This is a genomic window from Stenotrophomonas sp. 169 (assembly GCF_014621775.1).
Taxonomy (GTDB): Bacteria; Pseudomonadota; Gammaproteobacteria; order Xanthomonadales; family Xanthomonadaceae; genus Stenotrophomonas.
This window is the reverse complement of record NZ_CP061204.1, coordinates 492415-515391: the sequence shown is the minus strand read 5'-3', so window position 1 is coordinate 515391 and position 22977 is coordinate 492415. Positions and strand designations below refer to the sequence as shown.

20 protein-coding genes and 1 pseudogene are annotated in these 22977 nt (G+C 67.0%); 9 read left to right on the top strand and 12 right to left on the bottom strand.

All coding sequences use genetic code 11. The annotated features are described in order from the left end of the window. Positions 1 to 240: 240 nt before the first annotated feature. On the top strand, positions 241 to 855 hold the full coding sequence (locus ICJ04_RS02165; RefSeq protein ID WP_188325928.1) for a hypothetical protein: 615 nt from the start codon (positions 241 to 243) through the stop codon (positions 853 to 855). A gap of 88 nt (positions 856 to 943) precedes the next feature. On the opposite strand, the gene ICJ04_RS02160 is transcribed toward ICJ04_RS02165, so the two are convergent. The 7 genes from ICJ04_RS02160 to ICJ04_RS02130 form a co-directional block, all read right to left on the bottom strand. Then, entirely contained in the window at positions 944 to 1285 is a 342-nt protein-coding gene (locus ICJ04_RS02160) for a hypothetical protein (protein WP_188325927.1), read from the bottom strand. A gap of 32 nt (positions 1286 to 1317) precedes the next feature. After that, positions 1318 to 2088 carry a LytTR family DNA-binding domain-containing protein gene (locus ICJ04_RS02155; protein WP_188325926.1) on the bottom strand — a complete coding sequence of 257 codons (771 nt, stop codon included), beginning with the start codon at positions 2086 to 2088 and terminating at the stop codon, positions 1318 to 1320. Continuing rightward, positions 2078 to 3337, bottom strand: coding sequence for a histidine kinase (locus tag ICJ04_RS02150; RefSeq protein WP_188325925.1), 1260 nt, complete (start codon positions 3335 to 3337; stop codon positions 2078 to 2080). The genes ICJ04_RS02155 and ICJ04_RS02150 overlap by 11 nt, the downstream gene beginning before the upstream one ends. Before the next feature lie 185 nt (positions 3338 to 3522). Continuing rightward, on the bottom strand, positions 3523 to 5172 hold the full coding sequence (locus ICJ04_RS02145) for a M28 family metallopeptidase (protein WP_188325924.1): 1650 nt from the start codon (positions 5170 to 5172) through the stop codon (positions 3523 to 3525). A gap of 129 nt (positions 5173 to 5301) precedes the next feature. Next, positions 5302 to 6594: a sigma-70 family RNA polymerase sigma factor gene (locus tag ICJ04_RS02140; protein ID WP_188327171.1), complete on the bottom strand. Its 1293-nt coding sequence runs from the start codon at positions 6592 to 6594 to the stop codon at positions 5302 to 5304. Further along, the gene (locus tag ICJ04_RS02135; protein WP_188325923.1) at positions 6591 to 7019 is read right to left on the bottom strand and encodes a VOC family protein; all 429 of its coding nucleotides are present in this window, start codon (positions 7017 to 7019) and stop codon (positions 6591 to 6593) included. Before ICJ04_RS02135 ends, ICJ04_RS02140 begins: the two co-directional genes overlap by 4 nt. Positions 7020 to 7036: 17 nt before the next feature. After that, positions 7037 to 7453: a YciI family protein gene (locus tag ICJ04_RS02130; protein ID WP_188325922.1), complete on the bottom strand. Its 417-nt coding sequence runs from the start codon at positions 7451 to 7453 to the stop codon at positions 7037 to 7039. 184 nt (positions 7454 to 7637) lie between these two features. On the opposite strand from ICJ04_RS02130, the gene ICJ04_RS02125 reads away from it, so the two are divergent. After that, the gene (locus ICJ04_RS02125; RefSeq protein WP_188325921.1) at positions 7638 to 8018 is read left to right on the top strand and encodes a YciI family protein; all 381 of its coding nucleotides are present in this window, start codon (positions 7638 to 7640) and stop codon (positions 8016 to 8018) included. Positions 8019 to 8123: 105 nt separating this feature from the next. On the opposite strand, the gene ICJ04_RS02120 is transcribed toward ICJ04_RS02125, so the two are convergent. Both ICJ04_RS02120 and ICJ04_RS02115 read right to left on the bottom strand, forming a co-directional pair. Beyond that, positions 8124 to 10196, bottom strand: coding sequence for a gluconolaconase (locus tag ICJ04_RS02120; protein ID WP_188325920.1), 2073 nt, complete (start codon positions 10194 to 10196; stop codon positions 8124 to 8126). Positions 10197 to 10268: 72 nt separating this feature from the next. Then, positions 10269 to 11039 (bottom strand): lytic transglycosylase domain-containing protein, encoded by a 771-nt coding sequence (locus ICJ04_RS02115; RefSeq protein WP_188325919.1) that lies wholly within the window; start codon positions 11037 to 11039, stop codon positions 10269 to 10271. A gap of 239 nt (positions 11040 to 11278) precedes the next feature. Between ICJ04_RS02115 and ICJ04_RS02110 the strand changes: the two genes are divergently transcribed. The 6 genes and pseudogenes from ICJ04_RS02110 to ICJ04_RS02085 all read left to right on the top strand — a co-directional run bounded on the left by ICJ04_RS02110 (position 11279) and on the right by ICJ04_RS02085 (position 17515). Further along, positions 11279 to 12868: an EAL domain-containing protein gene (locus ICJ04_RS02110; RefSeq protein WP_188325918.1), complete on the top strand. Its 1590-nt coding sequence runs from the start codon at positions 11279 to 11281 to the stop codon at positions 12866 to 12868. Between the two features lie 191 nt (positions 12869 to 13059). Further along, a pseudogene (locus ICJ04_RS02105) lies at positions 13060 to 14703 on the top strand (ATP-binding cassette domain-containing protein). A gap of 28 nt (positions 14704 to 14731) precedes the next feature. Next, positions 14732 to 15106 (top strand): MerC domain-containing protein, encoded by a 375-nt coding sequence (locus ICJ04_RS02100; RefSeq protein ID WP_188325917.1) that lies wholly within the window; start codon positions 14732 to 14734, stop codon positions 15104 to 15106. 93 nt (positions 15107 to 15199) lie between these two features. Continuing rightward, positions 15200 to 15487, top strand: a complete 288-nt coding sequence (locus tag ICJ04_RS02095; RefSeq protein ID WP_188327396.1) for a hypothetical protein — start codon at positions 15200 to 15202, stop codon at positions 15485 to 15487. Positions 15488 to 15564: 77 nt separating this feature from the next. Further along, on the top strand, positions 15565 to 16410 hold the full coding sequence (locus ICJ04_RS02090; RefSeq protein ID WP_188325916.1) for an MnmC family methyltransferase: 846 nt from the start codon (positions 15565 to 15567) through the stop codon (positions 16408 to 16410). Between the two features lie 163 nt (positions 16411 to 16573). Continuing rightward, positions 16574 to 17515, top strand: a complete 942-nt coding sequence (locus ICJ04_RS02085; RefSeq protein WP_188325915.1) for a GAF domain-containing protein — start codon at positions 16574 to 16576, stop codon at positions 17513 to 17515. A 101-nt stretch (positions 17516 to 17616) separates the two neighbouring features. Here the strand turns inward: ICJ04_RS02085 and ICJ04_RS02080 are convergent, their stop codons facing one another. The 3 genes from ICJ04_RS02080 to ICJ04_RS02070 form a co-directional block, all read right to left on the bottom strand. Next, positions 17617 to 18585: a polysaccharide deacetylase family protein gene (locus ICJ04_RS02080; protein WP_188325914.1), complete on the bottom strand. Its 969-nt coding sequence runs from the start codon at positions 18583 to 18585 to the stop codon at positions 17617 to 17619. A gap of 43 nt (positions 18586 to 18628) precedes the next feature. Further along, a complete protein-coding gene (locus ICJ04_RS02075; protein WP_188325913.1) occupies positions 18629 to 18793 on the bottom strand; it encodes a hypothetical protein in 165 nt (54 codons plus the stop codon). Between the two features lie 80 nt (positions 18794 to 18873). After that, positions 18874 to 19686: an alpha/beta hydrolase gene (locus tag ICJ04_RS02070; RefSeq protein ID WP_188325912.1), complete on the bottom strand. Its 813-nt coding sequence runs from the start codon at positions 19684 to 19686 to the stop codon at positions 18874 to 18876. 458 nt (positions 19687 to 20144) lie between these two features. Between ICJ04_RS02070 and ICJ04_RS02065 the strand changes: the two genes are divergently transcribed. Continuing rightward, entirely contained in the window at positions 20145 to 22853 is a 2709-nt protein-coding gene (locus ICJ04_RS02065; protein WP_188325911.1) for a UvrD-helicase domain-containing protein, read from the top strand. Positions 22854 to 22977 lie beyond the last annotated feature (124 nt).

Here is a 22977-nt window from a genome sequence, read left to right as displayed (position 1 = left end):
TGTGAAAGCGGGGCCCGACCCCGCCCGTGTGCACGCGCAGCACGATTTTCAGTGCGACATCTTGTCGCAGGCCGTCAGACCGATGTTGCGGCGCACCAAGGTGCGCGTGCGCCTCCGTATTCATCCGCGTATGCGTCCGCGCCTTCGCATCCCCTTTATTGCGCCCCTCGCTGGAAGTGCTAGAACTGAACCCGCCTCACCGGTCAATGCATCGCCGCACGTTCCAACAGGGAGCCCGCCATGATTGCTTTGTTCAAAGGTCTAGGATTGTTGTTGCGCGACAACGAGCTGTACCACAGCCCGTTCGAAAAACAGGTTGCCCACTGGCGTGGTCTCAGCGAGCAGCAGATCCGCCAGGAGGTGGCCGTGCTGGCCCAGGCGAAAAGCCAGTGGCTGATCGCCTCCATTGTCGGCTGGCAGGCCGCATCTCTGCTGATCCTCGGGCTGATCGCCAATTACCTCTGGCGGGATGACTTCCATATCACCTTCACCCGCGTCGTGATCATCATCGGCTCCTGGGTATCGATCCTGTTCGTGATCTGGTTCATGGCGAACATGTTCGACCAGCAAGCCGGGTTCGAACGCTGGATGAAAGCCTTCAACAGCCGCGCCCGCATCACCTCCAGCGCCGACAGCGTGGAATGCGTGGCCGACGCACTCGGAATGGCCGAACACTACCCGGAAGTGCTGGATTACAAGCAGTCCGTGACCGAGAAACGCGAACTGCGCCACGAGGACATCCGCATCATGTCCGAGATCGGCCGCATGAAGCAGCACACCGAACTGGTTGGCCGCCTGAACCACGTCGGCCAGACCACCAGCCACCGCGACCTCACCCTGCAACCCGCCTTCTGAACCCCAAAAAAGGGGACGGAGGGGATTAAGTCGTTTCTGGCCCCTATGGGTTGAAAACGACTTAATCCCCTCCGTCCCCTTTTTGTCGTCATTGGCAGCGGGCGGCGGGGGTGGTGGCTACGCAGCTCTTGAATCCCGGCGGCAGGCTGGCGTGCTTCTGCCGTTGGCCGGCGCGGACGTCGAACTGCTGCAGGGCGCTGCGTTCGCAATGCTGTTGCCCATCGCAGGCCTCTTGGAATACCTGGTAGTAGCATCGGCCGCTGTCACTGCTCACGCACTCGAACCACGCGCCGTCCGTACGCACGGACGTGCGACTGAACAGCTGATCCATGCCGTGCGCGCTGATGCGGGTGATCGAGGTCGTGGTCACCTTGTCATGGCAGCCGAACAAGGACAGCAGGCAACTCAGTATCGTAGTGAGAAAACGCATGGCATGGCCCTTCCCTAGTGGCCTGCCGCGGCTTACATGCCGCGGAACAGGCTCATGAACGGTTGACTGACGGTGAGTGTTTCGGGGCGTTCGCGCAGGCGCAGTACGCCCCGCCCGGTGTCGTCGCGGCTCACCGCGGCAACGGCTTTCATGTTGACGATGGTGGACCGGTGCACCTGGCGGAACTGCTGTGGATCCAACGCCGCCACCAGCTCCCGCAATGGCGTGCGCAGCAGGCTCTCGCCGTCGGCGGTCACCACCGTGGTGTATTTGTTGTCTGCGCGGAAATACACCACGTCCTCCAGCATGATCAGCACCGTGTCACGTCCATTGCTTGCGGTAATCCATGCCAGTGGCGGTACGTCTGCACGCTCCGCTGGGGCCCCCAATCGCTGCAGCAGCCGCTCCAGCACGGCATCGTCGTGGCGTGCCGACGGCAGCCGCGCCAGGATGCGCTCGCGCGTCGCCAGCAGGCGCTCATCGCTTACCGGCTTGAGCAGATAATCCATCGCGCCCTGTTCGAACGCATCGATGGCGTACTGGTCGTAGGCCGTAACGAACACCACCTGCGTGCGCGGGCTCAGTTCGGCCAGCGCGCGTGCCACCTGGATGCCGCTGATACCCGGCATGCGAATGTCCAGGAACGCGATGTCCGGTTGGCGTTCGGCCAGTTGTTCCAGTGCCGTGGCGCCATCCTCGCACTCGGCGACGATGCGCAGCTCCGGCCACAACCGCTGCAGTTGCTCCACCAAGGCGGCGCGCAGCAGCTCTTCGTCTTCGGCAATCAACGCGTCAAGCGGCATGAGCGGCGTCCTTCGAGGCCTGCGGCAACGTCATGGTGGCGGCGACGCCGCTGGGGAAATTGGTGACGATCGCTACACCGGCCTGCTCGCCGCAGGTCAGGCGCAGGCGCTCGCGCAGGTTCTTCAGCCCGATGCCGGTGCCGCTGGTGCCATGGCCGAAGCCAAGCCCATCGTCGGCCACGGTCACCGTGACATGGTCATCGAAGGCGCGCGCGATGATCCAGATCGTGCCACCGCCCGGCTTGGGTTCCAGGCCGTGCTTGATCGCGTTTTCCACCAGCGTCTGCAGCGCCATCGCCGGCAGCCGGACGCCCTGCAACGCATCGGGCACCTGCACTTCAACGCCCAGCCGTGCGCCCATCCGGATACGCAGGATCTCCAGGTACGCACGGGTGCGCTCCAGCTCCACGCCCAAGGTGGACACCGACTCTTCCATGCTCGGCAGCGAGCTGCGCAGGTACTGGATCAGGTGGCCGATCATCTGGTCGGCACGCGCTGGATCGGTGCGGGTGAGCACCTGCGCATTGGCCAGCGAGTTGTACAGAAAGTGCGGTTCCACCTGCGCATGCAGCAGGTTCAAGCGCGCGACCGACAGTTCTTTCTCCACGTGGGTCTGCTCGGCCGCCGCTTGTTCGTCGCGTCGCTGGTCGGCCACGCGGCCGCTGACGGCGCGGGTCAGCGCTTCGGCGTTCTCGAAGTTGCTGCCTTCGTCCAGCGCCAGCAGATCGGCCCACCAGCCCGCGTCGGGCTCGAACAACAGGGTGACCGTGCTCGTTCCCTGCCCCGGCGTCACCGTGGCCAGCACGCTGTTGCGCTTGATCGCCAGACGCGCGGGCAGGTTCCAGCGAGACGGCTGGCGACCATTCCACGGATCGACGCGCCGTACATAGGCACGCACCTGCAGGCTACCGGCAGAACTTTCGATGTCCTCCACACGCGGCAACTCGGCGATGGCGCGCTCCAGCAGCAGGAAGGCCGGTCCGGCATCCAGGGGCAGTTCGATCTGCCGCCGCTGGCGGTTGGACAGCGTGCTCCCATCCAGCTTGCCGGTGATCAGCCAGACCCGGCGCACGTGGGTGATCGCGCTGCCCAGTGCGGACAGCATCAGGAACATCGCAAGCAGGCCGAACACCCAGCCCGGGCCATCTTCCATGCCGCTGAATATGCCACTCCACACCATGCCCGCCACGACCAGCGCAGCGGCCCAGGCCAGCAGATGTCGGAAGATCAGAGAAACGCTGGCGAACACGGGAGTGCCTTTGGCGATGGGATGGGCCGAGCATAGTGCGCCGGCCCGCCACGGCAAGCACCCGGCGACGAACGCCGGGAATCAGGCGACGAATCCCGCCTTGGTAGCGACGGCCGCTGGCCCTCAGCCGGCGGCGCCGTTGGTCAACCACGCCGAGCATGGCCCGGCGCTACCCAGCCGCTGCCTCAGCGGCGCTGCGCGGCACTCTGGTCACGGACCGTGCGGAACGCTTCGGCGGCGTCCCAGTTCGGCCAGTCGCGTGAGTTGGCCAGTTCGTTCCCCAGCGTGTACAGCACCTCCAGGTCACGTGCGGCGCCGGCGAACTTCCAGTCCGGCTGCCATTCGTCACCCTGCTGGTGGTAGCGCTTGGCGGTGTAATCGTCGGACGCCTTCTTGCCCGCCGCGACGCCACCGTCCACCCAGTCCTGCCCCGCCGACCACGAAAGCGCCGGCACGCCGCGCTTGGCGAAGGGGAAATGATCCGAGCGGAAGAACAGGCCGGCTTCCGGCTTCGGATCCGGGGTGTAGCGGATGTCCCAGCGCTGGGCCACGGCCTTCAACTGGTCCAGCAGCTCGAAGCGCGCCGAACCGTAAATGCCGAAGTCACGCGACGGACTGAAGGGCGCCATGCCATCCATGTTGATCACCGCCACGGTCTTTTCCAGCGGATACAGCGGATGGGTGGCGTAGTACTCCGAGCCCAGCAACCCCTTCTCTTCGGCTGTCACCGCCAGGAACAAGACCGAACGTTCCGGCTTGGGGGCCTTGGCGTAGCCACGCGCCAGCTCGATCAAGGCGGCGGTGCCGCTGGCATTGTCCAATGCGCCGTTGAAGATCCGGTCACCGCGGGCATCGGGCTCACCCACGCCGATATGGTCCCAGTGCGCGCTGTACACCACGGTCTCATCCGGGTGCTTGCTGCCTTCCAGGCGCGCGGCCACGTTGTGCGAGGTGATCACTTCGGTCTTCACCGCGTAATTCGCATCCAGGCTGGCACCGGTCAGCGGCACGGCGGTGAAGTCGCGCTGCTGCGCCTGCTTCTTCAACGCCTCGAAATCCAGTCCCGCCGAACGGAACAGGTCCACTGCAAGATCACGCTGGATCCAGCCCTCCAGCAGCGGATGGCTGCCGGCCGGATCGTCACGCACCACGTCGAACATGGTGTTGGTGTTGGAGCCAGCCACGGTGGCCCAGCCGTACGACGCCGGTGCGGTCTCGTGCACGATCAGCACGCCGAGCGCACCCTGTCGGGCAGCCTCTTCGTACTTGTAGGTCCAGCGACCGTAGTACGTCATGCCCTTGCCATCGAAGTCACCCTGGCCGGTCTCGAAGTCCGGGTCGTTGATCAGCACGACGGCGATCTTGCCCTTCAGGTCCACGCCCTTGAAATCGTCCCAGTTCTTCTCCGGCGCCTTCACGCCGTAGCCCAGGAACACCAGTGGCGCCTTGCTGATGGCGACCTTGTCGGCACCATTCATGGCCGCGCGCACTGCGATCTGCTTGCCCTGTTCCAGCGGAAGCGTCTTCTGGCCCTGATGCAACGCCAACTGCGGCGTGCCCACGATGTCTCCCTTCAGCAACGGCACCGCCTGGGTCCACAAGCGCTTGCCGTCCTGCAGGTCACCGCCCGGCTGCAAGCCCGCCGCAGCGAACTGTTTGCTGAGGAACTCAATCGTCTTGGTTTCCCCGGCCGTGGCCGGCGAACGACCCTCGTAGGCATCCGATGCCAGCTCGCGGACATCAGCAGAGATCCGCGCGCCATCGAACTTCGGCGTCGCCGCCATCAACGCACCTGACACCGACAAGGCCAGCACAGTCATCACTACACGCTTCATTGCTCTCTCCAGCAGGGATTGCGACAAGCCCCCGAGTGTAGCCGCTTAAAAAACAGACGGAGGGGGATCGGGGTTGGTAGAGCCGACTTCAGTCGGCTGCATTGCCGGCGCAGCCGACTGAAGTCGGCTCTACCTCACTCTGCCAGCAGCGCAGCCGACTGAAGTCGGCTCTACCCCCGCCCCCGCTTTTCCAAGCAGCAGGATCCGTTCGCGCTCGTTGCCGGTGAGCGAAGCAGCGTGGGTGAAGGCTGCGCGTGCGTCGTCGTTCCTGCCCAGTCGACACAACACTTCCCCGCGCACCACCCACAACGGCGCGTACTGCTGCAGGCGAGGTTCGTCCAGAAGGGGGTGCAGCAGGCCCCACGCAGCCAAGGGACCGTCGGCGCGCAATATCGCGACCACCCGGTTCAGGGCGATCACCGGCGACGGTTGGACCTGCAGCAGCCGGGTGTACAGCGCGGCGATCCCGGCCCAATCGGTGTCCTCAGGCGCCAGCGCGCGGGCATGGCATGCCGCGATTCCCGCCTGCAGCACGTACGGGTCTTCCTGGCCCATCAGCGAATGCGCCTGCTGCAGCGATGCCAGGCCCCGCGCAATCTGCAGCCGATCCCAGCGCGACCGGTCCTGCTGCTCGAGCAGGACCGGCGCACCAGCGCCATCGGAACGTGCCGCGCTGCGCGATGCCTGCAGCTCCATCAACGCCAGCAATCCGTGGATCGACGCATGGCCAGGCATCCGCTGCGCCAGGATCCGCGCCAGCCGCAGGGCTTCCTCACACAGGGCCGGGCGCATCCAATCCTCGCCGTAGCTGGCAGCGTAGCCTTCATTGAACACCAGGTAGATCACCTCCAGCACCGCCCCCAACCGCGCTGGCAGATCCGCCGCGCGCGGCACGTCGAAGGGCACCTGGTGCTGCGCGAGCGTGCGCTTCGCCCGCACGATCCGCTGCGCAATCGTCGGTTCGGGCAGCAGGAACGCACGCGCGATTTCCTGCGTGGTCAGTCCACCCAGCAGGCGCAGCGTCAAGGCGATCCGCGCGTCCGCGGGCAACTGCGGGTGGCAGGCGACGAACATCAGCCGCAGCAGGTCATCGCCGATGTCATCGACCAGGGCCTCACTGTCATCCGGCGCCACCGGGCTCGCCGGATGCAGCACCTCCCCCCAGCGCGCGTGCTGATCGGCCACGCGTTGATGCTGACGCAGCACATCAATGGCACGGTTGCGCGTCGCGGTCATCAGCCAGGCTCCAGGGTTGTCCGGCATGCCCTCCACTGGCCAGCGCTCGAACGCCACCAGCCAGACATCCTGCACCAACTCTTCGGCACGGCCGATGTCACCGCCGAGCAGCCGCGCGCAGCGGGCGATCAGCAGGGGCGATTCCATGCGCCACAGGGTCTCCAGCCGTTGCTGCATCCCCGTCATGCCGCGTGCGGTGTCTTCATGCAATTGACCATCCACGGTTTGCCGTAGCGGTCGTGCAGCATGCCCCAGCGGTGCGCCCAGAATGTCTCCGCCAAGGGCATGTGGACGGTGCCGCCTGCAGCGAGTGCAGCGAAGACCCGCTCGGCTTCCTCGATGGAGGTCACCTCCACGTTGATGGTGGTGCCTCCCGCACTTCCGGCGCTGGGCCCGTCCGCCGCCATCAGGGTCGCGCCGCCGACATCGAGTTGCGCGTGGGCGACGCGGTCCAGGGTGTCCACCGGCATCTCGTTGCAGCCCGGGCCGTCGGAGGGCGGCATATCGCGGTAGGTCGTCTCGGACGTCACCACGCCACCCAGCGCGTGCGCATAGAACGCCATCGCGTCGTGTGCCTGGCCGTCGAAATCAAGGAACGGAATCAGTTTCATGTGGATTCTCCGGCGTTTCAACGGTCGGCAGACACGTCGCGCAGATGCTGCTCCTGCGCGCGCAGATCGGGGGTGAAGGCTTCACCGAAGTCCTCTTCGCTCATCACCGGGCGCAGCTCCAGTTCATCCCCTTCGACAAACGGCGCACGCCGCGCCCATTCCAGCGCTTCGTCCATCGACCGCACCTGCCACAGCCAGAAGCCCGCGACCAGTCCATGCGGGTCGGCAAACGGCCCCGCCTGCACCTGCGGCGCCGCCCCGTCGAAGCGCAGCCGGTGTCCCCGCGCACTGGCATGCAGCCCCTCGCCCGCCAGAAGTACGCCGGCCTTGACCAGCGCATCGTTGAACGTCCCCATTGCTTCCAGCGCATCGTGGCTGGGCATCTCGCCCGCCTCGATCCGGGGGTTGGATTTCACCAGGACCATCACCTTCATGACCGTGCTCCGCGCGTGGCACCGGTTCTGCCGGGCCTTCATCATGACGACGAACCAGAGCGCGTGGAATCGACACGCCGGGCGCAGATTCCTTCACCCAGCGCACCGGCACCCTGCGGCGTCGCAACATGGGAGGGCCCGGATCGGGTCCATCATGGGCGCCTGGCCGCCCTGGACCTTGCCCATGCCGCAGTACGCGCTTCTGATCTACATCGAGCCTGCCCTGCTGCAGGCACTGCCCAGCGCCGAGTTCGACGCATTGATGCGCGACTGCCTGCAGCACGCGGACGCGCTGCAGGCACAGGGGACCTTGCTGGCCTCGCAGAAACTGCAACCGGTGGAAGAAGCGAGAACACTGCGCATCCGCGGCACGCAGCAGCGCATCGTCGATGGCCCGTTCGCCGAGACTCACGAATTGCTGGCGGGCTTCAACCTGATCCAGGCCCCCGACGCGGATGCCGCGATGCGCATCGCGCAGGGGTTCCCGTGGGCACGGTTCGGCAGCATCGAAGTACGCCCGCTGCAGGATCTGGACGTCGAGCGCGAGCGCGTCGGCGCAGGGTAGAGCCGACTTCAGTCGGCTGGATTATCGAGCGCAGCGAGGTAGAGCAGAGTTCAGTCGACTGCATTTGAGGTGCAGCCGACTGAAGTCGGCTCTACCACTCGCTCCTTACAACACCACCACGCGCAGGTCGCTTGGGCCCACTGCTGCGTTGCCGCTGTGGTCGCGGGCGTGCGCACGGATCACGTACTCGCCCGGCGGCAGGCCATCGGGCCGCCAGCGCCCCTGCTGCATCAGCCCGTCGCGCACGGTGTTGCTGGCCAGGTAGCGGAAGCGGGTGACGGCGCTGCCGTGTACGGTGACGCCGCTGTCCGGTGCATACGCCACGCGTACCGCCGCCTGCTGCGGCGGCATGCGATTGAACACGATGTTCCAGCGCGGTTGCTCATACCCGGCCAGCGCTACGCCCGCGGCATCCAACACCTGGTACCCCACCGCATACAACCCCAGACGACGGCGAGGCAGGTTGCCATCCACCTGGTCCCAGGCCTCCACCACGATCTGCACCCCACGACCACCGCGCGGTACCGGCACGCGTCCCTGCGCGTCGCGCTGCAGCGGCTGGTCCGCATCATCCAGCAGCGCTACATCGGTGATGCGAGGCGGCACGCGATCCACGAAGCCGGTGAAACCCAACAGGGCGGCGTTGCGCTCGAAGCCACTGCTGCCGACGCTCAGGTGCACGTGGGCGTGGCTGTTGATGCTGCCCAGCGGGTCACCGGCGTGGATGCGCGTGCCACGCCGCAGCCGTATCCGCTCCAGCGTGCCCTCGCTGTCGAACAGCTGCTGCCAGCGCTCGTCGAACGGCTGGCCGCGCGGATCGCGCCCCACCCGCATGTGCAGGTAACGCAGCGTGCCCACGGATAATCCTTCCGCCTGCCCACCCACCGACCAGCTCGCCAGCGGCGTATCGATCTTGCCATCGGCGATCGCCAACACGGTCTGGCCCACGTCACCGCGCACGTCGAATCCATCATGCAGGTGGTGCCGGCTCTCACCGCGGAAGTTGCCGCGTACCTCGCCCAGCGTGCCCACCACTTCATGCCAGCCGTCCTGCGGCGCCAGCGGCCAGCGCCCTTCGCTGCGCGGAAGCGGCGCATCCACCGCTGGGCCGACCAACGCCGGCGCAAGCGCTTCACCGGGGGCCAGCGGCACGATGCGGTGCAGCCGCCCGGCAGCCGCATCGGCCACGCGCAGGCTGCCATCGGCGGCGACCGCCACGCCACTGGGACGGGCCAGCCGCGTTACCGCCCCGGTCCCCACCAACGCGATCTGGTGGCCCGCAGGCGATACCTGGACGATGCGGCCGGCACGGTCGCCGACATACAGCACATCGTCATGCGTGCGTGCCAGGCCGAGCGGGCCGTTGATGACGCTGCCGGCGCCCACAACGGTGTCGACCTGCCCGTCCATGCGGACCCGACGGATCGCGTTGTTATAAAAATCAGCCACCAGCAAGGCACCGTGCCCGTCCCATTCAAGCGCCACCGGCGTGTCGAAGCGGGCCGCCCCTGCAAAACCGTCCACGTGCGCGGGGCCGGCATCACCGGCCAGCGTGCGCACGTTGCCGTCGACACCGATGACCCGGATGCGGTCGTTCCAGGTATCGGCGACATAGACATTGCCGGCGGCGTCCACGGCCACGCCCATCGGCGCATCGAAGCGCGCCTGTGCGGCCGGGCCATCGGCAAAGCCCCGGACACCGCCAGCCAACGTGCTGACCTGGCCGTCCAGACCGATCCTGCGGACCGCATGGTTGCCGGTGTCGGCCACATAGACCACGCCGGCCGCATCGCGTGCCAGCGCCGACGGGGTATGGAAGCGGGCCTGGTGTGCGGGCCCGTCGACGAAGCCCTCGCTGCTGCCTGCCACGGTTTCGACGATGCCGTCGGTACGCAGCCGCCGGATGCGGTCGCTGTCACCGGCATCGGCCACCAGCACGCTGCCGTCATCCAGCGCCAGCAGCGCGTACGGGTCGGAGAACCGCGCCTGCGTCGCCGCGCCATCGCGGTCACCCGGCACCCCCTCACCGGCCAGCGCTTCTATCTGCGCAGTCCAGCCCAGCGGGGTGGCGGCCGGCCCGACCGGCACGGGCACCGCAGACTCGCGCGGCAGGAAGGTCGCGGCCACGGCGACGGCCGTCAACGCGGCCGTGCCCAACATCCATCGCATCCGTGCCATCGGCGTCCTTCGTCATGTGCAACGGGCGACGATACCGGCTGCCCACGCACACGCCAAGACGACCGCGCAGTATCAGCGCGCGGGCACCTCGGTCCGGATGCCCATCGCCTCGCGATAGCGCGCGTACAACGCCATCACCTTGTCCACGTAGGCCAACGTCTCGGCGTACGGCGGCACACCCTTGTAGCGCGTCACCGCCCCGATGCCCGCGTTGTAGGCCGCCGCGGCCAGCACCCGGTCACCGTTGTAACGGCGCAGCAGCTCGCGCATGTGGCGGGCACCGCCGTCGATGGACTGCGCCGCCGACAGCGGATCCACCACGCCGTAGTCGCGCGCCGTCTCGGGCATCAGCTGCATCACCCCTTGTGCGCCCTTCGGCGACACCGCCGCTGCATCGAAATTGCTCTCCGCGTGGGCGATGGCGCGCAACCACGCATCGTCCACGCCGGTCGCCTTCGCCGCGGCCTTGAATTGGCGCGCATGCGGGGCCAACTGCGCGGCACCCACGCGCCCCAGTCCCTCGTGCGCCGGCTCGCCCGGCGGCGTGGCCACGGTGAATTTCAGATACACCGTCGATCCGGGCAGGTTGCGGGTGGAATACACCAGACGCCCGTCCTGCTCGCGCTCGTACAACGTGCCACTGAACACCCCCATGTTGCCCCACAGGTTCGGTGCCTGGACGGCGCTGTCATCGATCTCTTTGGGCGTGCAGCGCGATCCCGGTTCGGGCGCGGTGGCCATGCTGACCGTGTTGCCCTGCACGCAGCGGTACACGGTGCGGGCCTGCACCGACCCACTGGCCAGGCAGAGCAGCACGATGCACAGCAGGAAGGGCAAGGGCATCGCGGGTCACGAGGTGGGGGGCGGGCCGCGATGGTCAGCCTGCCACCGCGAACCGGCAGTGAAAGTGGCGCATGTCGCCTTCAACCCCTTGCTGCTGCGGGGGCGGACGCGCCGCCTGCAGGGAAACGGACCTCGGTCTGCGCAGATCACCGGTGGCCCGTTCATTCCGTTACGCTTGCCGACAAGGCGGCCTGCGCGCGGGCCCGGCCGAGTTCTTCGACCTCCGTCACCGGCCTCCCATGACCCGCACCCGCACCCTGCTCATCATGACCGCGGTGGCCGCCCTGGCCGCCGTCGTGCCCATGGCCCTGATGACCTGGTTGAGCTGGCAGCAGGCGGTGACGCTGGCGCAGGATGACCTGCAGGAAACCGCACAGCGCACGCTGCTGCGCGCCGAGCGCTCGTATGCGCAGGCGTTGTCGGCATTGCAGTCGATGCAGGCCGATGACCTGGTCCCGTGCAGCCCTGCACACATCCATCGCATGCAATCCAAGGTGGTAACCACTTCATCGGTGGACCAGATCGGCTACTTCGTCGACGGGCGCATGCGCTGCACCTCCTGGGGGCCATCTGACGGCAGCATCGCCTGGGGCACGCCGGACCACACCACCGCCGATGGCGCCGCGCTGCAGCTGGACGTGCAGCCGCGTGCCGCCTACGGACGCCGGATGCTGTCACTGCGGCTGGGCCAGTACGACGCCCTGATGGATCCGGGTCACTTCGTCGACCTCGTCGCCGCACACGACATGCGCCTGGCCATCGCCACCCCGGATGGGCGCTTGATCGCGCAGCAGTCACTGGCCCGCCACGACCTGCTGGAGTCGCTGCTGCGCGATCCCCGCGACGGCATGGACGACCGTGATCTGTTCGCCACCGCACGCAGCGAAGAATGGCTGGCGATCGTCGTGGCGCCACGCAGCCGCCTGCGCGACATTTTCGTCGGCCAGTTCTGGCGTTTCTTCCCGCTGGGGATCCTGCTCGCGGCGGGGTGTGCCGGGGGCGCCTTGTGGCTGTCTCGCCGCCGTCTTTCGCTGCATGGCGGGCTGGTGCAGGGGCTGCGCCGCAACGAACTCTACGTGGTGTATCAACCGATCATCGAACTGGAGACCGGCATCTGCGTGGGCGCCGAAGCCCTGATCCGCTGGCGCCGTGCCGACGGCACCGAGGTGCGCCCGGATCTGTTCATCCCGCTGGCCGAAGAAAGCGGACTGGTCGAAGCGATCACCGACATGGTGATCGAACGCGTGATCGCGGACATGCAGCACTTGCTGGTGGGCGATCGCAGCGCGCACATCGCCATCAACCTCGCACCGGAGGACATGATCAGCGGGCGCGCCTTGAAGGTGATCGCCAGCAAGCTGGCCGGCACCGGTATCGCCAACCAGCAGATCTGGCTGGAAGCCACCGAGCGCGGCTTCATGGACATCGAGCGCGCACGTGCAGTGATCACCGCCGCCCGCCATGCCGGCCATGCGGTGGCCATCGATGATTTCGGGGTGGGCTATTCCAACCTGCAGTACCTGCAGCAGTTGCCGCTGGATGCGTTGAAGATCGACAAGTCGTTCATCGATGCGATCGGCACCGAGAGCGCGACCAGTCCGGTCACCGGCCACATCATCGACATGGCCAAAACGCTCGGCCTGTTCGTGGTGGCCGAGGGCGTGGAAACCGAAGCGCAACTGGCCTACCTGCACAGCCGCAAGGTGGAGTTCGGGCAGGGTTGGCTGTTCTCCAAGGCGCTCAAACGCGATGATTTCATCGCCTTCCACGAACACCGCCGCGCGTTGTACGGCGCAGCCCGCGAAAACATGCAGAACGCGCAGCGGTGATACCGCGATCGGGGTCAGCCATCCCGTACGCGCCACGCCGTTGCCGGTTCCATTCAGCCCGAGCCTTTATAATTCCAGCCTCACTCTGGAGACCCACGCCGATGCGCCACTGATGCCCCCGTCTTTCTGACGGCCTGAATCTTCCCGCCCCTGCGCGCAGGGGGAGTCGATGGCATCTGCTGGAGGTCTGCATGACCACGTATCCGCTCACGCTTGATCGCGTGACCTGTCGCCTGTCGGATGGGCGCACAGTGTTTTCCGAACTGTCCTTTACGTTCGACCCTGTCCGGACCGGCCTGGTGGGCGCCAATGGCGTGGGCAAATCCGTGCTCGCACGCATCCTCGCCGGGCAGCTTCAACCCAGCAGCGGGCACTGCCACAGCGAGGGCAGGGTGACCCTGCTGCCGGCGCTGAGTGGCACGTTGCAGGGCAGCGTGGGCGAACTGGCCGGCGTGGCAGAGGTGCTGGCGGCCCTGGCACGCATCAGCGCCGGCAGCGTCGACCCGGCGGACTTCGCCACCGTCGATGATCGCTGGGACCTGCGCGAGCGACTGCAGCAGCAGTGGCGCCAACAGGGCCTGCCGGATGACCTGGATCCGGAGCAACCGGCAGCCCGTCTCAGCGGCGGCCAAGCAATGCAGGTCGCGCTGTCCGGCGCCTAGGCCAGCGGTGCCGACTGGTTGATCCTGGACGAGCCCAGCAATCATCTGGATGCGCGCCGGCGCAGCGAACTGGAGACCCAGCTGTCGCGCTGGCGGGGTGGCCTGATCGTCATCAGCCACGACCGCGCACTGCTGGACCACATGGAATGCATCGTCGAACTGGATGGCGGTGGCCTGCATCGGTTCGGTGGCGGCTATGCGGACTTCGTGCAGGCCAAGGCCACCCAAGCGGCGGCGGGCATGGCCCAGCTGGACCATGCCCGCAACGCGCATCGCCAACAGCAACGACAGGCACGCGAGCAACACGAACGCGCGCAGCAGCGGCATTCGCGGGGCGAGCGCAGCGCGCGCGATGCCAACCAGGCTCCCCTCCTGCTGGGCCTGCAGAAACAACGCGCGCAGGCCAGCGCCGGGCGCAACGCGCAGCTGCAGCAGCAGCGTCTGGCCGGCAGTGCGGAGCGCCTGCGCACGGCAGCGGCCAGCGTGGGACGCGCGGCCGAGCTGATGGCCTTCGCGCCGGATGCGGGCCACGGCACCCAACGCGTCGCCCGGTTGGACGCGCTGGTGCTGCCAAACGGCTGCGCCGAACCGTTGGATCTTGTCCTGCAGCGCGGCCAGCGCGTCGCCTTGGTCGGTGACAACGGCAGTGGCAAGTCGACCCTGCTGCGCGTGCTGGCCGGCCAGCTGTCGCCACGCAGCGGTGCCGTGGAGGTCGCGGTACCGTCCGCCCTGCTGGACCAGCACCTGCGTGCGCTGCCGTCATCAGGCAGCGCGCTGGATGCCCTGCAGCAGGCCAATCCAGGCGCGGCCCTGCACGACCTGCGCACACGCCTTGCCTTGCTGGGCCTGGATGCCCAGCGGATCGAACGCACGACAGACACCCTCAGCGCAGGCGAACGCCTGAAGGCCGCGATGGCGTGCGCGCTGTATGCCGATCCGGCTCCCGGCCTGTTGCTGCTGGACGAGCCCGGCAATGCGCTGGACCTGCAGGCGCTGCAGGTACTGGAAGACCTGCTGCAGCAGTACACCGGCACCTTGGTGATGGCCAGCCACGATGCCCGCCTGCTGGCTGCCATGCGGCCCACCCATGTGCTGCAGGTGACCCCGCGTGGATGGACCCTGAACCCGTGGCCGGATGGCGCGGCGGACCATGAGGCAAATGTTACTATGTAACACCACGTCATCTCCAAGCCCTTCCCCCATGAAAACCAACGCTGCCCTGCTCGACGCCGGTGCCGTCGCCCTGTCCAGCCTGTGCCTGTTGCACTGCCTCGCCCTGCCCCTGCTGGCCGCGGCCCTGCCCTTGTTCGGCGCCTGGGCTGAAGCCGAGTGGGTGCACTGGGTGTTCATCAGCATGGCGTTGCCGCTCACGGCGTTTGCGTTGTGGCGCGCGCACCGCCAGCACGCCCTGCCGGCCATGGCGTGGCTGGGGGCCGGGCTGGGGCTGGCCCTGCTGCTGGCCGGTGCCCTCGAATTCCCCAGCCATGACAGTGAAACCGCCGTCACCGTCACCGGCAGCCTGATGCTGGCCGCCACCCACGTGTGGAATGCCCGGCGTCGCCACCGCCAGTGCTGACCGCGCCGGATCATCGGCACGCGCGTCAAATACCCGACACCGGTTACTGTAGGGACCGGCCAGCCCGGCCAGACAAGCAAAGGAGAGCGTGCGATGGCAGCAAGGGGAAGCGCCCTACGGCGTAGCGTGGCGCCGTGGATGGGCCTGTGCAGCTGCCTGGGGCTGCTGGTCGGCGTGCTGGTGGAGCATGCGGCCCGCCTGGTCGGCGCAACCGGCAACAGCCCGATGGCGGTGGGCGTGCTGGCGGCTGCCATGTGCGGCTTCGGCCTGATGCTGGCCTCGCGCGTGCGCGAAGAGCGCTGGCCGTGGCTCGGCCTGGCCGGTGCCGCGCTGTCATCGGCGCCGCTGGTACTGTTCCTCGCCTCCATGCTGATGTTCTGAACCACGCGCGATATCGCAGGGCGCAGCGCTGACTCCCGGCCTACACTAGGCGGCCTGCCTGTCGCCTGACCGATCCCGTGCCCCATTACACCGGCCCCCTGCTTACCCGTGATTCCGCCGCCCTGCTGCAACGCGCTGCCGATGGCGGTGCCGCCACGTGGCACGGCTCGTTGGATCTCGGGCGCAGCGAAGAAGATGTCGCTCTGGCGGCTGATGGCTTCACCTTCCGCGGGCAACGGTATGCGTGGCCGGGCAAGCTCAAAGACCGCACGCTGTACTACTGGGACGACGATGCGTTCATGCCCATCTCGCGTTTCAGCACGGGCCTGATCAAGCTGGTACCCACCGACTGGGGCGCGCCCACCTTCGAGATCGACGGCATCAAGATGCTGCCGACGGCCAAGGTATCGCCCTTCGACGACGCGCGCCGCAAGGTGGAACTGGTGGCACCGGCCGGCAAGGTCGTGCTCGATACCTGCGGCGGCCTGGGATACTTCGCGGCCTGCTGCCTGGAAGCAGGCGTCAGCCAGATCCGTTCGTTCGAAAAGAACCCGGACGTGCTGTGGCTGCGCACGCTCAACTCCTGGTCGCCGGACCCGGATTCCGCCAGTGCCGGCGGCCGGCTGCACCTTGCGCGGGGCGACGTGTCGAAAGAAATCGAGTCCATTCCCAGCGGCACCGTGGATGCGATCCTGCACGACCCGCCGCGGTTCGGCATCGCCGGCGAACTGTATTCACAGGTGTTCTACGATCATCTGGCGCGCGTGATCCGCAGCGGCGGGCGCCTGTTCCATTACACCGGTGCGCCGAACAAGCTCACCAGTGGCCGCGACGTGCCACGCGAGGTGTCCAAGCGGTTGGACAAAGCCGGTTTCAAGGTCGAACTGGCTCTGGATGGCGTGCTGGCGGTGAAGAAGCACTGAGCCACGAAGCAGGCGCCGACCCACGGCCCGCGCCTGCCGACAGGCGATCCGGGTGTGCGCCGTTTCCACAGCGACGCGCGACAGGCACTGCTCACGCAGCAGTCAACCTGGCCGACGCAAGCTGCCGTAATCTGGACAGGCAATCACCGAATCAGAGGACGACATGGCCGATCCCCATTCTCATCTTCCTGGCGATGAAGCCGAGCGGCAACGTGCGCTGGATGCACTGCACATCGTCGGCAGCCTGCCGGAGCCGGCGTACGAAGACATCGTGCGGGTCGCCGCTGCGGTGTGCGGTACGCCGATGGCGCTGGTGACGCTGATCGATCGCGACCGGCAGTGGTTCAAGGCCCGTACCGGCGTGGAGGGCAGCCAGACCGATCGCAACGTCGCCGTCTGCGACCACGCCATCCGCCAGCCTGAAGACCTGATGGAGATCGGCGACCTGCAGCTGGACAGCCGCTTCGCGGAGAACCCGGTGTTGAAAGAAATGGGCGCGCGCTTCTACGCCGGCATGCCGCTGGTGACCGGTGACGGCGCCGCCGTCGGCAGCGTCTGCGTGGTGGACCTCAATCCACGCGAACTCAGCGACACCCAGCGCGACGCCCTGAAGGCCCTCGCCCGCCTGACCATGGCGCTGATGGAAGCACGCAGCCGCGAACGCGAGCAGGCGGTGGCGGAAATCCTCAACCAGGGTCTGGAGCTGGAAGCCTCCAACGCACCCGGAAGTGCGGGCGAGTACAGCGTGGTGATCCTGGAACTGCAGGACCTCGACGCGTTGTCCGCGCGACTGGGCGAACGCGGGCTGGCCAAGCAGCTGCAGGCGCTGGACCTGCGGCTGGAGCAGTGCCTGCAGCCCGCCCGGGGCGACAGCATCAACCGGGTCACCGGCAGCGGCGAGTTCATCGCGGTGCTCGGCACCGAACAAGCCGCCGACACGCTCGCCGCCCTGCACGAAGTAGCCGAAGAGATCCGCCACACCCTCGGCACCCCGCTGCTGATGGGCAGCGCCGGCACCCGCACCGGCGAACCCACCTCCGCCGTGTTCCTGCGCGCCGACCAGGCCCTCAGCGCCGCAAAAGACGCCCACCCCACCGAGCGGTAGAGCCGATGGGTAGAGCCGACTTCAGTCGGCTGGGGCATCTTCCAGCAGCCGACTGAAGTCGGCTCTACCCCCACCCCACATCCCCTCAGCCCCTCAACCCGTCACTCGTAATCCACCTTCGCCAACACCTTCACCCACGCCGGCACTTCCGGCTCCCCGGCATAAAACTCCTTCGGCTTCTTCTCCGCCATCGCCCAGCGATGCAGCCAGCTCGGTCCGTACCGTCCGTCATACCCCTCCGCCCCATGCGCATACGCCGGGTCGCGCACTGCCTCTTCAAGGCTGATGAAGCGATACCCACGCCGCTTCGTCGCCGCAACCAGCTCGGCAAACGTCGCCGCGTTGAGCTCGTTCGCATGCATCAGCCACACCTGCGGCAGCGCATATCCCAGCAGCGACTGCGACTGCGCCTCGTAGTAATCCAGCTTGTTGAGCATGTACGGCACATAGCCGCGGCGCAGCTGACGCAGGGTCGCCTCGCGCGCAGGCGAATCAGGCTGCTCGTTGATCACGTTGGCGTACGCGAACGCCCACACCCACTCACCGTTATCCACGGTCACCGGCGCGACGCGGTAGCCGTGCTCGCTGAAGAACACGTCCATCTGCCGGCGGTCCTCCGCCGTGCGGCCCACACGCAGATACGGGTGGCGCATCCACGTCGGCGTCAGGCCCCGCTCGGCCAGCAGCGGCCGCAGCACCTGTTCCCCACGCAGGAAGTCACGCTGGAATGCCTGCACGCCTTCGGCATTCAGATCCATGTGCGAATACGTGTGGTTGCCCAGCGCATAGCCGGCATCCAACCAGTCCCGCAACATCTGCACGCGCGCCGGCTGCACCGTGCCGTCCACTTCCAGCTTGTTCTCGTTGACGAAGCCCACGACCGGCACGTCGGCCTGACGCAGCTGCGCCATCAGCGCTTGGTGCCGCGCCTGCAGGTCCGGCGGACGGATCTCATCCAGTCGCGCCCAAGGCAAGTCATCGATGGTGACGGCGATGCGGCGGTCGACCTCGGCGGCCTGCGCGATGCCACAGACAGCCAGCAATATCCACACACACGAGCGATAGTTCATCCCACGGTCCTGCCCGGCACGGGCATGAAGAGCAGGCCTGAATTTACCGCTGTTTGGTGGCCCACATGTTGTCCACCAGGTTCGGATACGGCCGACCGTTCTCTTCAGCGCGCTGTTTCGCCGCTTCTTTCTGCGCGGCGGTAAGCGGCGTGGACTTCTGGCCCTTGGGATTGGGCTTCTTCCAGGGCGGCGTCGTGGATTTGCGCATGGCCAGGCGGCTCCAGCGAAGGAAAGAAACAGAATCGCCCGGCCATCCGACCGGGCGACTCGCAGCACATTACTGGCAACTTACTTCTTCAGAAAGTTCAGCAGGGCCAGGTTGAAATCATCGGCGTGACTGACGTTGCAGCCATGGGGTGCATCCTTCAGCACGACCAGCTCGCTGCCTGCGATGGCCTCGTGGGTGCGCTTACCGGAGCCCTCGAAGGGCACCGTGCCATCACTGTCGCCATGAATGACCAGCGTCGGCACAGTGATCTTCTTGATGTCGTCGCGGAAATCCGTGGTGGCGAAGGCCTTCATGCAGCCCAGCGCCGCAGTCTGGTCGGACTGGTGGGCCAATGCGATGGCTTCCTGACGCTGCGCCTCGGTGACCTTCAGCTTGCCGTTGGCGCTGAAGAAGTCCTTGGTGAAGTTGTCGAAGAAGGCTTCGCGGTCCTTGCCCAGCTCCGCCGCCATGCCGTCGGCCGCCTCCTGGGTAAGCGGGCCATCGGGATTGTCGCTGGTCTTCAGCAGGTACGGTGGCACCGCCGCGGCGAACACCACGCTGTGCAGCCGGCCTTCGCCGTGGTTGGCGGTATAGCGTGCTACTTCACCGCCGCCCATCGAGAAACCGACCAGAGAGACATCTTTCAGGTCCAGATCGTCGATCACGCCTGCCAAATCTGCCGACAGCGTGTCGTACTCATAGCCATCCGAGGGCTTATCCGACCGGCCGAAGCCACGGCGGTCGTAGGCAATGACGCGGTAACCGGCATCGCGCAGGATCGGCACCTGCGCCTTCCAGGAATCGGCCGACAGCGGCCAGCCATGGATCAGCACCACCGGACGACCGGTGCCACCGGAATCTTCAACGTGAAGGCGAACGCGGGAAGCAGTCATGGACACTCCATGGAAGGGATTGGAGCGCCCACGCTAAGCGGGATGGGCTATGTGGGCCGTGAAAGATTCCGCGCAGGCCGTGACACCGCCTGCACGGAGGTGAGGGACACAGGAATATCGGTAGCGCCGAGCCACGCTCGGCGGAATGCATGAAGCACCGCGCGGCGCGCTCGCCGAGCATGGCTCGGCGCTACCACGGCCTCGCCCGGCCGACCGCGATACCGCCTGCACGGGGCACAGGGCGCAGAGATCTCGGTAGCGCCGAGCCGCGCTCGGCGGAATGCATGAAGCACCGCGCGGCGCGCTCGCCGAGCATGGCTCGGCGCTACCACTCCACCACCTTGCGGAACTGACGCGGTCGGTATCCACGCCCGGCGCATCCCCCGCTATCATGACAACACCCGCAATCGCGCTTGCCGCCCGCGGTATGACACAGATTCCGCAGGACAGCAGCACGCATGACGCAACACTGGAAACCCTCACGCCTGGCGATGTCCCTGCCCCGCACGCAACCGTGGTCGCTGCAGCTGCAAGGCGACGTCCTGGTCATCACGATCGGCGACACCACGCAACGGCTCCAACTCGGTATGGAGGCACGCGTCCACGTGAAGCCCGGCATGCTGTGGGCCAGCGTCAACATCCAACGTCGCGAGGGCCCTCCGCTGCTGCTGGAAGGCCTGTCCAACGCGGACGCCAAGGCGCTGTCGAACGCACTGACCCCCCATGACGACACACAGGATCGCGCTGCGCATGGCCCTGCCTTGCAACGCATCCTGGACACCATGCGGCAGTGGAACGGGGATGCCGAAGATCTGCTGGCACAGCACCGTGCGCAGCGTCGCTGGATCAGCCACGACGACCAACAGGCCTTGCAGGACAGCCGCCCGTCGCTGGACGTGGACACCGCAACGCTGCACACACTCTTCAACGACCCGGCCGCACATGCCGATGAAGACGAACACGAAGCGGCGCTGATCGAACTGGACCTGTGGGAACAGGACTGGACCGGCGCCTGCGAGGCAGTGAATGCACAGATCCTGGCGATCGAGCGCAATGACGCGCGGCCCCTGCTCGACCACGTCGAAAGCCGCCCGCTCACCGACGAGCAGGCGCATGCGGTCATCTGCTTCGACAACCGCGTGCAGGTCGTCGCCGCAGCCGGGTCCGGCAAAACCTCCACCATGGTGGCCAAGGCCGCGTATGCCATCCACCGCGGCTACGCCGAACCGCGACAGATCGTCATGCTGGCCTTCAACAAGGACGCCGCAAAGGAGTTGCAGCAGCGTGCCGATCGGTCGTTCGCGCGCATCGGCCTGGAAGACCACGGCGTCGAGGCCCGCACCTTCCACGCACTCGGCCTGCATGTCATCGCCAGCGCCACCGGACGCCGGCCGGACGTGCCCGACTGGGCCGTCGATGCCACGCTGGGCTTCAACAAGCTGGCCGAACTGGTAGACCAGTTGAAGGACCGCTCGCATGCGTTCCGCACCCAGTGGGACATGTTCCGGCTGGTGTTCGGGCGTGACCTGCCCTTGCAGGGTGGCGCGATGGCGGCCGATGGCTGGGAAAAGGATGGCAGCGGTTACGTGCGCACCCTGCGAGGCGAGCGCGCGCGGAGCGTGGAAGAGTGCGTGCTGGCCGATTGGTCGTTCTACAACGGCGTGGACTACGTGCTTGGCCGCGCGCGATCCTTCGATGCCGAAACCGAGGTCTTCAAGGCGCAGCAACCGGACTTCCACTACCCCGATGCTGACCTGGACCACGAGCATCTGGCCGACGACGAAGCCCCTACTCCCCGACGCGCCACGTCGCAGCCCGACGGTGCCCGGATGATCGAAACGACCTCGCACGACCTGCGCATGGGCTGGGCCTTCGACGACCTGGCTGAAGCACTGAGCGCGGGCGGCGTGGTGCCGGACCCCAACCCGGACCGCGACATCCCGGACGAGGGCCAGAAGCCCATGCCGGATACCGAACTGGTCGGCCTGATGCGCAGCTTCATCAGCCACGCCAAGAGCAACGCACTCAGCCTGGATGATATGGCCGCGCGCCTGCGCGACATGCCCGATGACCAGTACAAGGAACGCCACCGACGCTTCCTGCAGATTGCCGGGCCCGTGCTGCAGGCGTGGGACGACGCACTGGACGACGCGCGCGCCATCGACTTCGAAGACATGCTCAACCAAGCGGCCGAGCATCTGGAACAAGGCCGATTCGCATCACCGTATACCCTGGTGATGGCCGATGAATTCCAGGACGCCTCGCGCGCCCGCGCCCGGCTATGCCGTGCCCTGGTGCAGGAACCGGGTACGTACTTTTTCGCCGTCGGCGACGACTGGCAGTCGATCAACCGGTTCGCCGGTGCGGACGTATCGGTGATGACCCAGTTCCGTGCATGGTTCGGCCATGGCCAGGTGCTGCGGCTGGAACAGACGTTCCGCTGCCCGCAGGCGCTGTGCGATGCGTCCAGCCACTTCGTCAGCGCCAACCCGGTGCAGATCCGCAAGCGCGTGCGCTCCACCACGCCTTCGTATGGGCCCGTCATGCAGGCGTTCCAGGTCGCCACGCGCGAACAGTTGAACGATGCCATCGCCCAGTACCTGCAGCACCTGCACACGCAGTGCCACACGGGTGCGCTACCCGCCGGCCGCGACGGCAAGCTGCGGGTGTTCGTGCTGGGCCGCTACAACGCCGACCGGGCCTTTGTGCCGAGCAACTGGCAGGCACGCTTCGGCACCACGATGGAGGTCAGCTTTCTGACCGCCCACCGCAGCAAGGGCATGGAAGCGGACTACGTGATCCTGCCTGCCCTGCTGGACCGGGCCTTCCCCAACCTGCGTGCGGACGACCCGGTGCTGTCACTGGCCATGCCGAGCGGCGATACCTTCCCGCTGGGCGAAGAACGGCGCCTGTTCTACGTCGCGCTCACCCGCGCACGTCGATCAGTGGCGATGTTCACCGTCAGTGGCCGCCGCTCCCCCTTCCTGGATGAGCTGGAACGCGATGGGGCCGTCAGCGTGACCACGGTGGATGGCCTGCCGATCAAGGAACAGCGATGCCCTGCGTGTGGCACGGGCGTGATCGTGAAGAAGACCGGCAAGTACGGGGACTTCCACTCGTGCTCGGGCTACCCGCGGTGCGAGCACAAGCCGCGGCTGACCGCATAGAAGCGAAGGCCGGGTAGAGCCGACTTCAGTCGGCTGGGGGTTTGCACGGAGACTCCTTCGCTTGGGACCGTGCGGACCGAAGTCCGCACCTACGGGGCCTGACGGTCTACGGACGTCACTGACT

Excerpts from the sequence above, each read along its gene's own strand:
- ICJ04_RS02165 (WP_188325928.1), top strand. The coding sequence starts at position 241 with ATGATTGCTTTGTTCAAAGGTCTAGGATTGTTGTTGCGCGACAACGAG.
- ICJ04_RS02160 (WP_188325927.1), bottom strand. The coding sequence starts at position 1,285 with ATGCGTTTTCTCACTACGATACTGAGTTGCCTGCTGTCCTTGTTCGGC.
- ICJ04_RS02155 (WP_188325926.1), bottom strand. The coding sequence starts at position 2,088 with ATGCCGCTTGACGCGTTGATTGCCGAAGACGAAGAGCTGCTGCGCGCC.
- ICJ04_RS02145 (WP_188325924.1), bottom strand. The coding sequence starts at position 5,172 with ATGAAGCGTGTAGTGATGACTGTGCTGGCCTTGTCGGTGTCAGGTGCG.
- ICJ04_RS02140 (WP_188327171.1), bottom strand. The coding sequence starts at position 6,594 with ATGACGGGGATGCAGCAACGGCTGGAGACCCTGTGGCGCATGGAATCG.
- ICJ04_RS02135 (WP_188325923.1), bottom strand. The coding sequence starts at position 7,019 with ATGAAACTGATTCCGTTCCTTGATTTCGACGGCCAGGCACACGACGCG.
- ICJ04_RS02130 (WP_188325922.1), bottom strand. The coding sequence starts at position 7,453 with ATGAAGGTGATGGTCCTGGTGAAATCCAACCCCCGGATCGAGGCGGGC.
- ICJ04_RS02125 (WP_188325921.1), top strand. The coding sequence starts at position 7,638 with ATGCCGCAGTACGCGCTTCTGATCTACATCGAGCCTGCCCTGCTGCAG.
- ICJ04_RS02120 (WP_188325920.1), bottom strand. The coding sequence starts at position 10,196 with ATGGCACGGATGCGATGGATGTTGGGCACGGCCGCGTTGACGGCCGTC.
- ICJ04_RS02115 (WP_188325919.1), bottom strand. The coding sequence starts at position 11,039 with ATGCCCTTGCCCTTCCTGCTGTGCATCGTGCTGCTCTGCCTGGCCAGT.
- ICJ04_RS02110 (WP_188325918.1), top strand. The coding sequence starts at position 11,279 with ATGACCCGCACCCGCACCCTGCTCATCATGACCGCGGTGGCCGCCCTG.
- ICJ04_RS02100 (WP_188325917.1), top strand. The coding sequence starts at position 14,732 with ATGAAAACCAACGCTGCCCTGCTCGACGCCGGTGCCGTCGCCCTGTCC.
- ICJ04_RS02095 (WP_188327396.1), top strand. The coding sequence starts at position 15,200 with ATGGCAGCAAGGGGAAGCGCCCTACGGCGTAGCGTGGCGCCGTGGATG.
- ICJ04_RS02085 (WP_188325915.1), top strand. The coding sequence starts at position 16,574 with ATGGCCGATCCCCATTCTCATCTTCCTGGCGATGAAGCCGAGCGGCAA.
- ICJ04_RS02080 (WP_188325914.1), bottom strand. The coding sequence starts at position 18,585 with ATGAACTATCGCTCGTGTGTGTGGATATTGCTGGCTGTCTGTGGCATC.
- ICJ04_RS02075 (WP_188325913.1), bottom strand. The coding sequence starts at position 18,793 with ATGCGCAAATCCACGACGCCGCCCTGGAAGAAGCCCAATCCCAAGGGC.
- ICJ04_RS02070 (WP_188325912.1), bottom strand. The coding sequence starts at position 19,686 with ATGACTGCTTCCCGCGTTCGCCTTCACGTTGAAGATTCCGGTGGCACC.
- ICJ04_RS02065 (WP_188325911.1), top strand. The coding sequence starts at position 20,145 with ATGACGCAACACTGGAAACCCTCACGCCTGGCGATGTCCCTGCCCCGC.